Raw genomic sequence first — 12,582 nt, forward strand, 5'->3', positions numbered from 1 at the left:
CTTCCGCAGCCCGGATGGGCATCCGGGCCACGGGTCAACGCGGCAAGGGCGGCCCGCCTTCCAGGTTCAGGCGCTTGATCTCGGCCTCCATCGCCGGTGTCAGCAAGCCCTGCTTGCGCAGTTCCGGCAGCTTCAGTTCTTCGGGCGTGTAGCGGTAGCCCTGGCGGCGTTCGGCCGTCAACGGCGTGCCTCCCTCGCCGGCCGCCGCCCACGGCGTCGACAGGATGCGCAGGCTGCGGTCGCGCCGCGCCGCCGTCAGCGCCGGCGGGATCGGCGCGGGGGCCACCCCTCCCGGCACAAGCTCGGGCTGCAGCGCGCGCGCGCCGGAGATCATCATGAAGACGGCAGGGTGCTCGTCGCCCTTGCCGAAGCCCTTGGCCGGCGTGCGCAGCAGCTTGCCTTCGACCGTGCGGATCTCCAGCACGCTGCCGGGGCGCAGCGCCAGCAGGTCGCCGCTGGCCAGGTTGCGCCCCGGCTGCAGCGGCTCGTAGACGGTGGCGTCGCGCGGGCGGATCAGCACCCCTTCGGCACCGGCCACCAGCGCGCCGTCGGCCCAGGCGATCAGGCCGTCGCGCGGCGTCAGCTGCTTGCCGAGCGGGCCGCCGCAGCAGTCGAGGCGGGCACAGCGCGGATCGCAGCCCGGTGCCTGCATCCGGCACGCCAGCGGCGACCCGGCGCCGGGAATGGTCAGCGCCAGTGCCCGCGCCGCCGGCCCCATCGCGTCGGCGCTTGCCGAGAGACCGCGTGGCGTGAAGCCGCCGAACGGGTCGCAGATCTCCGGGATGTAGTTCGGGATGCGCCCGCACCAGCCGCCCGGGCACAACTCCTTCCAGATCGGCGGGTCGATCAGGTGGACCACGTTCACCGAGTCGATCCCGCAGAGCAGCAACGAACGCGACGGCAAGGCCTTGTCGACGCTCGGCCGCAAGGCATTGCACATCTCCTGGTAGCTGCAGTCGGCCGTGTTGCACACGCGCAGCCGGGGCTTGACGGTCAGGCCGCTGGGCACGATGCCCGCCAGCTCGAATTGCGGCGACTCCACGTAGATGCCGCAGGCGGCGCGCAGCTTGCCCGCGAGACCGGTGACCGTGGGCAGCGCATCGTCGAGGCTGGCGACGCCGAACAGCGTGCGCAAGGCCTCGACCTCGTTCTGCACCAGCCCGACCGGGGCGGTGGCCGTCAGCGTGCCGTCCGCCAGCAGCCAGTCGCGCAGCACGGTGGCCACGTCGCGCACGGTCAGGGGCCCGGCCGGCGGCGTCGGCGTGAAGCCGCCGATCGCGGTGCCGAGCTTGTCGATCCAGTCGACCGCGACGCCGGCCGGCTTGCTGCAGGTGCCGTGCACCGTTTCCCAGGCGAGCTGGCCCTGGAAGTCCACCGTCTGGAAGCCCGGCTGCTCTTCGCTGAAGTAGTAGCCGATCGAGCGCATCAATTCGTCGTTCGGGTAGGTGACGGCAGATGGCGTGCGTCGCGGTGCCGGCCAGTCGAGCGCCATGTGCACCGAGTTCGCCAGGTTGCGTGCGGAATAGCGGTGCACGCCCTCGCTCATCGCGTTCTTGTGGTTCTCCGGATGGGCGTTCGAGTCATAGCCCGGCGTGCTGACCGGCGGCACGCGCGGGTCGGCCTCGATCCATGGGTCGTAGACGGGCGGCAGCTGGTACGCGGTGCTCGCGACAGTGGCCTTCGGCGCGACGCGGTTGAAGAAGTCCGAGGTCAGGATGCGCACCAGCAGGTCCTTGATGGACCAGTCGCGCGGCAGCAGCTTGTACTCGGTCAGGTTCCACAGGATCTGCTGCTGGCCGACGTTGCGCGAGAAGTAGTTGGCGATCGTCAGCGGGTAGCCCATCGTCTCTTCCCAGACGTTGTTGACGACGCGCTCGGCCACCAGGAAGGCGAAGGCCTCGTGGCCGGCCACGTCCTGGCGCACCTGGGAGCAATCGGTCGCGGCGCACTGCGCGCAGGCCGTCTGCGAGGCGATGCCGTTGATCCAGGTGCTGACCTGGGCGATCTCCGTCGCGCTCAGCGCCGCAGCGCCGAGCGGCATGCGCGAGGTGTTCGCGGCCATGCCGGTGCCGTTGAGCTTGTTGATCAGGTAGCTGTTGACGGCCACGCCCGGCTGCACCAGGTTCTTGCCGGCCACCTGTCCCGAAGACTGCAGGATCAGGTCGTTCGCCCAGTCGGCGCCGCTGGTGATGAACAGGTTGGCCGCCCCGCCGTGGCAGCCCTGGCAGCGGTTGATCAGCAGGGCCTTGACGGCCGCCGCGCCGGGCGCGTTGTTGGCCACCTGGGTGATGTCGATGTTCGAGCCCTGGCAGTTGGCGGAGCAGAAATTGCAGGTGGCCTGCACCGCCGGCGGCAGCGTGCGCTGCAGCCCGTCCACCTTCAGGTCGAGGTAGCCGAACTGCAGCACCGCCTGCACGTCGTGGATGCTGAAGGTCTGCGATTGCGACACCGCGAAGTACGGCGTGATGCCCTTCGGGTCGTTGGGCAGCGAGGTCCTGTAGCTGCCGCAGCTCTGCATGCCCCAGGGGTTGATGGCCGACGCGCCGAAGCGCACGTCGGTGCGGAACATCGCGAAGGCATTGTTGGGCGGCTCGCCGGTGGATGCGCCGAACAGGCCTTTCTCGAACAGGCCGCGGATCGGGTGGGTGCGGTTCCAGCCCGACGGCGCGCCCGAGGTCGACGACTCGCTGTTGTGGCAGACCAGGCAGCCCATCTGCCGGTTCAGGAAGGTCTCGGTGAAGCGGCCGCCGATGCGCTCGCGCGTCTGCAGCTCGTCGCTCGCGAACGGCAGCACGTTCATCAGCGCGTACAGCTGGGCCTTGTAGACCGGGTAGAGGTTGTCGGCCACCAGCGCGGAGCGCACCACGTCGCTCATGTTGAAGGGCCCGCCGGGGGCGGTGCCCTGCGGGATGCCGTCGCCGATGAAGGTGGCCAGTGCGCCGTCGGGGGTGGCGCGCAGCGGCGCGCCGAAGCAGGCGGGTTGTGCCAGCTCGCCTTCGCGCGCGATGCGCAGGTCGTCGACCAGCACCTCGGCCCAGTGGTCGACGAACTCGGGGCGGTCCATCAGCGCACGCAGCGCGGTCTCGCGATCGGTCTTCACGATCAGGTCGCTGATCAGCTTGACCTCGTCGTAGCCGCGGGCCTTGCGGCCATAGAGGATGGGGATCACCTGGCGCACGAAGGCGGCGTCGTTGGCATCCTCCTTCGGCACCAGCGGGAACAGTGCCGCGCAGCCGGCGAGCACGGCGACCAGCAGCAGCGCCGTCAGGAAGGGGTGGCGCAAAGGCAGCAGATGCAGGGGTTTCATGGCAACACCTTCTTCCTCTCAATCGAAGAACTTCTGGCGCAGTGCCACCATCCCGGCGGTGTGGTCGACGGCGCCGGCGAAGGGTGCCGACAGCGCGCCCAGCTGGTAGTTCTCGGCCTCGAAGGGGTCGATGTTCATCGCCAGCAGCTGCGCCGCGCGCAGGTCGGTGGGCGTGTAGCTGATGTCGGCCACCGCGCCCAGGTTGGCGGCGTCGCTGATGGAGCCCAGCACCTTGGACGTGGCGATCGGGCCGCCGATCATCACGCTGCAGAAGGCGTCGGGCCAGTGATCGCGGCCGGTGGAGCCGGCGGACGGCGCGTTGATGAAGCTCTTGAAGGGCGTGCGGCCGAACTCGGTGTTGATGCAGATCAGCGTGTTCGACAGGTCGAGCTTGTCGGCATCGGCCGGCGTCGGGTTGGCCGGGTCGCGCACCATGCCCATCAGGGTCGACAGCGTGTTCCACAGGTTGCTGCCGGTGTCGGTGGCATTGCGCACGGAGTGCACGTCGTAGGGCAGGCCGGCGAACTTGCTGATGCCGGAATCGACCACCTGCACGTAGCGCGCATTGAGCGGCGATGGCCGGGTCAGCAGGAACACGGCGGCCTTCAGCGCGGCCTCGGTGGTGTTCGCCCCGGTGGTGAAGGGCAGCGCCTCGGCGGCGCAGCCGGCCCCGTTGGCGATGGTCTGCGGCAGGGTCTGGAAGAAGCTGGCCAGCGACGGCGCATTGAAGAGGTTGGCGGTGGCCAGGTCGTAGTCGCGAAACGCCTTCGAGCGCACCAGGGCGGCCGGCGCGGTGGCGCCTTGCAGGCGCAGCCAGTCGCGGTACTGCGCGCGCAGGTTGTCGAGCAGCGCATCGGCGCTGGACGTCATGCCCGGGCGCCCGAGCTGCGAGATGAAGGTGGAGAACAGCGGCCCGATGCGCAGCACCAGCGGCTTGGCGCTGCCGTCGTGCGCGCCGAGCTGGCCCATGGTGGAGAACAGCAGGTTGTTCAAGCCGGCGTCCTGTGGCAGCAGGCCGTAGGCGTAGGGCGCGGTGCGTACCGGCAGGCCGGCGCTCTCGTCGAGCGCGCGATGGCGCTGCTGGATGGCGGCGCCGAGGCTCGCCTGCGTCGGCCGGCCGATGCGCAGGCCCGTCATCACGTAGGGGATCGCCGCTTCGTGCGGCATCAGGTCGTGCCGCAGCACGACCACGCGCGTGCGGTTGCGGATGTGCGCCGGCCACAGCTTGGCGGCGAACGGCCCGAGGTGGACGGGCTTGCCGTTCTCGTCGTTGGCGAGGAACTGGGAGGGCAGCGGCGGCGGGCCGGGCGGCGTGCCGTTGCAGGCCGCCAGGCCGGTGTTCCAGTTCAGGGCCGACACCTCGGTATCGAAACCACGCGTGCGCAACCCGTTGACGGGGCGGAAGTAGAAGCTCTCGAACGGGGCCATGCCGCCGAGCAGGTGGATCTCGAGGATGCGCGTGTCGGGCGGTGCCGGCCACACGCCGGCCGGCACCTCGCCCCATTCGCCGGCTGCGAGCGACAGCGACGGCATCGCGATCGCGGCGGCTGCGCCGCCGAGCCGTGCGCCGTGCGCGAGGAAGTGACGTCGGGTCCAGTGCCTCATCACGCGTCCCTCCTCTCGATGGCGCCGACCAGCGGTCAGGCTGGCCCCATGCTAGGAGCCTGCGGGCGCAACGGCATCCCCAAGATGTTGGACAGCGCCGCGTGCGAAGGCCGCGATGGCGATGGTCATCCGACACGGCCTGCTGTAGTGTTCGGCCCTTGTTCAACCCGATGGAGGAATCCCATGTTCGGTCTGACACCGCTAGGCATCGTCCACACGCTCATCTCGCTGGTTGCCGTCGCGGCGGGGCTGGTGGCCTTCTTTCGCGACCAGCGCATCGTCGCGGGGAACACCACCGGCCGCGTCTACATCTGGGCCACGGTGCTCACCTGCCTGACCGGCTTCGGCATCTTCCAGCACGGCGGCTTCGGCAAGCCGCACATGCTGGGCATCCTGACGCTGCTGGTGCTGGGCGTGGCCGCGCTGGCAGGACGGCGCAAGCTGTTCGGCGGCGGGTCGGCGTACGTCGAGACCGTCAGCTACTCGCTGACCTTCTTCTTCCACATGATCCCCGGCGTCACCGAGACGACGACGCGGCTGCCGCTGGGCAAGCCGCTGCTGCCGAACGCCGATGCGCCCGAGCTGCAGGTGGTGGCCGGCGGGCTGTTCGTGCTGTTCGTGATCGGCGCGGGCTGGCAGTGCCTGCAGCTGCGTGCGCGCAACCGGGCCGCCGGCATGGCCGCGTCCGCCTGAACCGATGAAAGACCGCGACCCGGCCCCCAGCCACCTCAGCATCACCGTCAACGATGTCGCACGCGTCGCGGGCGTGTCGGCGATGACGGTGTCGCGCGTGCTGAACCGGCCCGATCGCGTGCCCGAGGCCACGGTGGCCAAGGTGCGCGCCGCGGTGGCGCAGACCGGCTACGTGCCCAACCGGGCTGCGGGCGCGCTGCGCTCGAGCCGCAGCCGGCTGGTGGCCGCGGTGGTGCCGACGCTGTCGGGGCCGATGTTCCTGGAGACGCTGGAGGCGCTGACCGAGGGCCTCGAGGCGCGCGGCTACCAGCTGATGGTGGGGCAGAGCGGCTACAGCGAATCGCGCGAGGACGCGCTGCTGGCCGACATCATCAGCCGAAGGCCCGACGGCATCGTGCTGACCGGCGTGCTGCACACCGCGCAGGGGCGCGCGCGCCTGCTGGCCTCGGGCATCCCGATCGTCGAGACCTGGGACCTGTCGGCCGACCCGATCGACGTGCTGGTGGGCTTCTCGCACGAGGCGGTGGGGCGTGCGGTGGCGGGCTTCTTCGCGCAGCGCGGACGGCGCAGGCTGGCCGTGATCGGCGGGGACGACCCGCGCGCGCGGCGGCGGGCCGCAGCCTTTGCGGCCGAGGCGATGGCGCACGGCTTGGTCGAACCGGTGCTGCAGTTCGTGCCGGCACCGACCCGGCTGGGGCATGGGCGTTCCGCGCTCGGCGAGTTGCTGCGGCACGCGCCCGACACCGACGCCGTGTTCTGCAGTTCCGACCTGGTGGCGCTGGGCGTGCTGACCGAGGCGCATGCGCGCGGCATCGCGGTGCCCAGGCAATTGGCGGTGGTCGGCTTCGGCGACCTGAACTTTGCCGCCGACCTGGACCCGGCGCTGACCAGCGTGCGCGTCGACCCGCGGCAGATCGGCGAGCTGGCGGCGCAGTGCATCGTCAGCCGGGCGAGCCGCGAGACGCTGGCGCAGCGCGTGATCGACGTCGGGTTCTCGATCGTCGAGCGGGCGAGCAGCTGAAGCCACGAAATTGAGGGTAAACCCTTGCGCAAGAGGTCTTTCAGAAGGCGTATTGTTAACGTTAACAATCAGACCGAACCTGCTGGAGACGTTTCATGCCCAAGCTTCTTCTCGCGCTGGCTCTTGCCTGCGCTTCCATCACCGGCGCCCAGGCCCAGGCCTGGCCCGACAAGCCCGTCACGCTGCTGGTGCCGTTCCCGCCCGGCGGCTCGACCGACTCGGTGGCCCGCGCGATCGCGCCCAAGCTGGGCGAAGCCTTGAAGCAGAACTTCATCGTCGACAACAAGGCCGGTGCCACCGGCACGATCGGCGCCGCGCAGGTGAAGCGTTCGCCACCGGACGGCAGCATCTTCCTGGTCACCTCGCTCGGCCCGCTGGTGATCGCACCGCACCTGATCAAGGGCGTGCAGTACGACGCGCTGCACGACTTCGACCTGATCACGATCGCGGTGCAGGCGCCCAACGTGCTGGTGGTGCCTGCGGCCTCGCCGCACAAGAGCGTGGCCGATGTCATCGCGTTCGAGAAGGGCAACCCCGGCAAGATGACGTTCGCGTCGTCGGGCAATGGCTCGAGCGACCACCTGACGGCCGAGCTGTTCTGGCAGCAGACCGGCACCAGCGGCTCGCACATCCCGTACAAGGGCGGCGCACCSGCSATCWCCGACCTGCTGGGCGGCCAGGTGGACGCCTCGTTCCAGAACGTCAACGCGGTGCTGCAGCACATCCGGGCCGGCAAGCTGCGCGCATTGGCCGTCACCGGCGACAAGCGCTCGCCGGTGCTGCCGGAGGTGCCGACCTTCGACGAGGTGGGTGTGAAGAACCTCGCCGTCTACTCGTGGCAGGGCATCGCCGCGCCGAAGGGCCTGCCGGCCGACGTGCGCACGAAGGCGCATGCCGCCATCGTCGCCGCGCTGAACGATCCGCAGGTGAAGCAGCAGTTCACGTCGGTCGGCTTCGAGATCGTCGGCAACACGCCGGCGCAGTTCACCGCTTTCCAGCAGAAGGAATTCGCACGCTGGAAGACCGTCATCGACACCGGAAAAATCACTGCAGACTGAATGGCCCCCCAATCGCTGCGCTCCTGCCCCCAAGGGGCGCCTCGCATCGGCCCGGCAAAGCCGGATCCTCCTCGTAGCCCGGATGCCAATCCGGGTTTTGTGCCTCAAACCTCCAACAGCTTGAATCCATGCCTGCTCCCAAGATCACCTCGCTGCGCGCCATCCCGATCGCCGGGCGCGACGGCATGCTGCTCAACCTGAGCGGCGCCCATGGCCCGTTCTTCACGCGCAACCTGCTGATCCTCACCGACAGCGCCGGCAACACCGGCGTCGGCGAGGTGCCCGGCGGCGAGAAGATCCGCCAGACGCTCGAGGATGCGAGCCCGCTCGTCGTCGGCCAGCCGCTCGGCAACCACCAGCAGGTGCTGCAAGCCGTGCAGCGCCAGTTCGCCGACCGCGACAGCGGCGGCCGCGGACTGCAGACCTTCGACCTGCGCACCACCATCCACGCCGTCACCGCCATCGAGTCGGCATTGCTCGACCTGCTGGGCCAGCACCTGGGCGTGCCGGTGGCCGCGCTGCTCGGCGAAGGCCAGCAGCGCGATGCGGTCGAGATGCTGGGCTACCTGTTCTTCGTCGGCGACCGCGACAAGACCGACCTGCCGTACGCGCGCGAAGCCGACGCTGCCGACGACTGGCAGCGCCTGCGCCACGAGAAGGCGATGGACGCCGCCGCCATCGTGCGCCTGGCCGAGGCCGCGCGGGCCCGCTACGGCTTCAACGACTTCAAGCTGAAGGGCGGCGTGTTGCGCGGCGATGAAGAGGTGGAGGTGATCCGCGCGCTGCACGAGCGCTTTCCCACCGCCCGCATCACGCTGGACCCGAACGGCGGCTGGCTGCTGAAGGATGCGATCCGGCTGATGCGCGACATGCGCGGCGTCGTCGCCTATGCCGAAGACCCGTGCGGCGCCGAGGCCGGCTTCTCGGGCCGCGAGGTGATGGCCGAGTTCCGCCGCGCCACCGGCCTGCCCACCGCCACCAACATGATCGCGACCGACTGGCGCCAGCTGAGCCATGCGCTGGCGCTGCAGTCGGTCGACATCCCGCTGGCCGATCCGCATTTCTGGACCATGGCCGGCTCRGTGCGCGTGGCCCAGACCTGCCGCGACTGGGGCCTGACCTGGGGCTCGCACTCGAACAACCACTTCGACGTCTCGCTCGCGATGTTCACGCAGGTGGGCGCCGCGGCGCCGGGCAAGGTCACCGCGATCGACACGCACTGGATCTGGCAGGACGGCCAGCGCATCACCAAAGAGCCGCTGCGCATCGAGGGCGGCCACGTGCAGGTGCCCAAGCGCCCGGGCCTGGGGGTCGAGCTCGACATGGCCGAGGTCGACAAGGCGCACCAGCTGTACCTGCAGCACGGCCTGGGCTCGCGCGACGATGCGGTGGCCATGCAGTACCTGCATCCCGGTTGGGCCTTCGATCCGAAGCGGCCGGCGCTGGACCGTTGAACACGTCACGAACCGGCACTCAAGTGGCCTGACCAGCGGTCGATAAGGGGCGGTCACTCCCCCTTATCTGACCCTCATGTCCCTCGCCAACCTCTCCATCGGAAAACGCCTTGCCGTCGTCCTCGGCCTGATCCTGGGCCTGTCCGCGGCCAGCAGCCTCTACGCGGTTCGCACGCTGCGCCAGGTGGGCGCCGACATCGACGTGATGGTCTCCGACAGCGTGAAGACCGAACGCGCGCTGTCGGACTGGCTGCGCCACACCACCTCGGGCGTGCAGCGTGCGGCCGCCATCGCGAAGAGCAGCGACCCGAGCCTGGTCGAATATTTCGCCGGCGCGACCGCCGAGTCGATCCGCCAGACCACCGAGCTGCAGAAGCAGATCGAGCTGCAGATGAACACGCCGCAGGAGCAGGCGCTGTTCGCGAAGGTCGGCGAGCTGCGCCGCGCTTACCTCGGCGCGCGCGAAGAGGTCAGCAAGCTGAAGAAGGCCGGCGACGCCGACGGCGCCGCGCGCGCGTTTGCCGAGCAGTTCGAGCCCAAGTCGCGCGAGTACATCGACGCGGTGCAGGCGCTGTGCAATTCGCAGCGCGACCAGCTGGATGCCGGCGCGCGCGCCGCCGAGGCGCGTCGCGCCAGCGCGACGCTGCTGCTGCTGGCGAGCGCGGGGCTGATGCTGCTGGCCGGCGCGGCGCTCGCCACCTGGCTGGCGCGCAGCATCACGGTGCCGCTGCGCCGCGCCGAAGCGATGGCCGACGCGATCGCGCACATGGACCTGAGCGCCGCGCCGCAAGGCCGCTACGCGCAGGACGAGACCGGCCGCCTGCTGCGCTCGATCGACGCGATGCGCGGCGCGCTGACGCGCACGCTGGCCGAGGTACGCGGCGTGGCCGACGGCATCTCGACCGCGAGCACGCAGATCGCGAGCGGCAACCAGGACCTGAGCGCGCGCACCGAGCAGGCCGCGAGCAACCTGCAGCAATCGGCCGCGTCGATGGAGCAGCTGACCGGCACGGTGCGCCAGAGCGCCGAGTCGGCCTCGCAGGCCTCGCAGCTGGCCTCGTCGGCGGCGCAGGTGGCGCAGCGCGGCGGCTCGGTCGTGTCGCAGGTGGTCTCGACGATGGACGAGATCAACACCAGCTCGAAGAAGATCGCCGACATCATCGGCGTGATCGACGGCATCGCGTTCCAGACCAACATCCTGGCGCTGAACGCTGCGGTCGAGGCCGCCCGTGCCGGCGAGCAGGGCCGCGGCTTCGCGGTGGTGGCGGCCGAGGTGCGCAGCCTCGCGCAGCGCAGCGCCGACGCGGCGCGCGAGATCAAGGGCCTGATCGGCCAGAGCGTCGACAAGGTCGAGGCCGGCAGCCGCCTGGTGCAGGACGCCGGCACGACGATGGACGAGATCGTCGTCAGCGTGAAGCGCGTGACCGACATGATCAGCGAGATCAGCGCCGCATCGACCGAGCAGAGCCAGGGCATCGGCCAGGTCAACGTCGCGGTGAGCCAGCTCGACCAGATGACGCAGCAGAACGCGGCGCTGGTGGAAGAGTCGGCCGCCGCGGCCGAAAGCCTGAAGGACCAGGCGCTGCGGCTGAGCGGGATCATCGGGACGTTCAGGCTGAACGGGCAGGGGATGGCGGCGGCCTGAGCCGGCGCGGCTTGGTGATGCTGCCAAACATTGGTAGCCTCCAGACCGTGCAGACCGTCTCTCCCGCCGGCTACTCCGGCACGCCTCTCTCCAAGAAGCTCGGCATCAAGGACGGCACCGAGGTGGCCGTTTCGGGCGCGCCGCCTGAATACCGGCAACTGCTCATGCCGTTGCCCCCCGAGGTGCGCTTCTGCGGGCAGGCCTCGGCCACGACCGACATTGCGCACGTCTTCGTCACCTGCCGCGCCGACTTGTCGGCCCACCTCGAGCGCCTGCGCAAGACCCTGCGGCCCGACGCCATGCTGTGGGTCTCCTGGCCCAAGAAGAGTTCGAAGCGGCCGACCGACATCACCGAGGACACGATCCGCGAACTCGCGTTGCCGCTCGGCTTCGTCGACGTCAAGGTCTGCGCGGTCGATGACACCTGGTCGGGCTTGAAGCTGGTGGTTCGCAAGGCTCTGCGTTGAACCCATCGGATCCGTTCGGCGGGCGGCGCGGGCACCGTCGATTGCGCAATCGGTCACGACAAAGGTGGCAGGACACATCCCGACTGTCAGGGAGAATCGTGGCCGCTTCTTCAACCCCATCGCCACGTTGCCCATGAGAATCCTTGCCACCCTGAGCCTCGCATCCGTCTTCGCCTCGGGATGCACGACGGTTCGACAGCAACCGATCGACGCCAAGGCCGGCAGTTCGCTGAAGGGCCAGACCGTGGCCGCGACGGTGCATGGCACCAAGCCCGATTTCGCGGCAATGACTTCGACGAAGGCCGCGTTTGCGCTGATCGGCGCCGTGGTCGCGATCAGCGAGGGCAACAAGCTCGTGGCTGCCAGCAATATCGATGACCCGGCCGCTGGCATCTCGTCGGCGCTGTCGCTCGCGCTGCAGGATCGCTATGGCGCGCAGGCGGTCCAGCCCGCCATCAAGACGAACGGCGAAGAGATCGCCCAAGTGGTGGCCGCTGTCGGTTCGGCCGCCAACTACGTCGTCGACGTCCGCACGATCAACTGGAGCCTCAACTATTTCGCAACCGACTGGACGCACTATCGCCTGATCTATTCGGCGCGTGCGCGCCTCATCGACACCAAGACCCAGCAGGTCGTCGCGGAAGGTTTGTGCAAGCGCATCCCGGAGACCAACGAGGGCGCGCCGACCTATGACGAAATGGTCGGCAACAACGCCGCGCGCCTTAAGAAGGAACTGGCAGTCGCTGCGCAAACCTGCGTCGACAGCCTGAAGAAGGACATGCTGTCCATCTGAGGATGGCGGATTGGCGGGCGCGCGTCTGCGTGACGATCGCGCCGCCCGCCGGCGGCGAATCCCTTCGTCGAACAGGTCTTTAATGTGTCAGTGAGAATCACAGAATGTCACACGCCAACGTCCAGTTCTCCGTCGCGTCGCACGTGATGGCGGTGCTGGGCACGGCAGAGGGGCACGAGCTGCGTTCGGCCGAGCTGGCCAGCAGCGTCAACGCCGACCCGAGCTTCGTGCGCCGCGTGGTCTCCAAGCTGGTCAAGGCCGGCCTGGTGAGCACCACGCGAGGCAAGAACGGCGCGTGCGCGCTGGCGCGGCCGGCTTCGAAGATCACGCTGCTCGACATCTACCAGGCCAGCCAGGCGACGGCGAGCATCGCCGTCCACAGCTACCCGGTCGACAAGACCTGCTGCGTCAGCCGCAACATCAAGGACTGCATGGTCGACGTGCTGCAGCAGGCGCAGCACGGCTTCGAGCAAAGCCTCGCGCAGCAGACGCTGGCCGACGTGGTCAAGAGCGTGCGCAAGGATCGCTGAATTTTTTTC

At 69.4% G+C, this 12,582-nt stretch carries 10 protein-coding genes; 8 read left to right on the forward strand and 2 right to left on the reverse strand.

What is annotated here, in order from left to right; all coding sequences use genetic code 11:
• Nucleotides 1-34: 34 nt before the first annotated feature.
• Both AC1DYN_RS19220 and AC1DYN_RS19225 read right to left on the reverse strand, forming a co-directional pair.
• Nucleotides 35-3,307 carry a hypothetical protein gene (locus AC1DYN_RS19220; RefSeq protein WP_477962449.1) on the reverse strand — a complete coding sequence of 1,091 codons (3,273 nt, stop codon included), beginning with the start codon at nt 3,305-3,307 and terminating at the stop codon, nt 35-37.
• An 18-nt stretch (nt 3,308-3,325) separates the two neighbouring features.
• Nucleotides 3,326-4,912 (reverse strand): DUF1501 domain-containing protein, encoded by a 1,587-nt coding sequence (locus tag AC1DYN_RS19225; protein WP_477962451.1) that lies wholly within the window; start codon nt 4,910-4,912, stop codon nt 3,326-3,328.
• A gap of 183 nt (nt 4,913-5,095) precedes the next feature.
• On the opposite strand from AC1DYN_RS19225, the gene AC1DYN_RS19230 reads away from it, so the two are divergent.
• The 8 genes from AC1DYN_RS19230 to AC1DYN_RS19265 all read left to right on the forward strand — a co-directional run bounded on the left by AC1DYN_RS19230 (nt 5,096) and on the right by AC1DYN_RS19265 (nt 12,573).
• A complete protein-coding gene (locus AC1DYN_RS19230) occupies nt 5,096-5,605 on the forward strand; it encodes a DUF2306 domain-containing protein (protein ID WP_477962453.1) in 510 nt (169 codons plus the stop codon).
• A 4-nt stretch (nt 5,606-5,609) separates the two neighbouring features.
• Nucleotides 5,610-6,626, forward strand: coding sequence for a LacI family DNA-binding transcriptional regulator (locus AC1DYN_RS19235; protein WP_477962455.1), 1,017 nt, complete (start codon nt 5,610-5,612; stop codon nt 6,624-6,626).
• A 95-nt stretch (nt 6,627-6,721) separates the two neighbouring features.
• Nucleotides 6,722-7,684 carry a Bug family tripartite tricarboxylate transporter substrate binding protein gene (locus AC1DYN_RS19240; RefSeq protein ID WP_477962457.1) on the forward strand — a complete coding sequence of 321 codons (963 nt, stop codon included), beginning with the start codon at nt 6,722-6,724 and terminating at the stop codon, nt 7,682-7,684.
• Between the two features lie 128 nt (nt 7,685-7,812).
• Nucleotides 7,813-9,138 (forward strand): glucarate dehydratase, encoded by a 1,326-nt coding sequence (gudD, locus tag AC1DYN_RS19245; protein WP_477962459.1) that lies wholly within the window; start codon nt 7,813-7,815, stop codon nt 9,136-9,138.
• 76 nt (nt 9,139-9,214) lie between these two features.
• Entirely contained in the window at nt 9,215-10,783 is a 1,569-nt protein-coding gene (locus AC1DYN_RS19250) for a methyl-accepting chemotaxis protein (protein WP_477962461.1), read from the forward strand.
• 17 nt (nt 10,784-10,800) lie between these two features.
• Nucleotides 10,801-11,250, forward strand: coding sequence for a DUF3052 domain-containing protein (locus AC1DYN_RS19255; protein ID WP_477962462.1), 450 nt, complete (start codon nt 10,801-10,803; stop codon nt 11,248-11,250).
• 133 nt (nt 11,251-11,383) lie between these two features.
• Nucleotides 11,384-12,043, forward strand: coding sequence for a hypothetical protein (locus tag AC1DYN_RS19260; RefSeq protein ID WP_477962464.1), 660 nt, complete (start codon nt 11,384-11,386; stop codon nt 12,041-12,043).
• Between the two features lie 104 nt (nt 12,044-12,147).
• Nucleotides 12,148-12,573, forward strand: a complete 426-nt coding sequence (locus AC1DYN_RS19265; protein WP_477962466.1) for an Rrf2 family transcriptional regulator — start codon at nt 12,148-12,150, stop codon at nt 12,571-12,573.
• The last annotated feature ends 9 nt before the right edge of the window (nt 12,574-12,582 follow it).

The sequence above is a fragment of the Rhizobacter sp. P2_D12 genome (assembly GCF_056404395.1).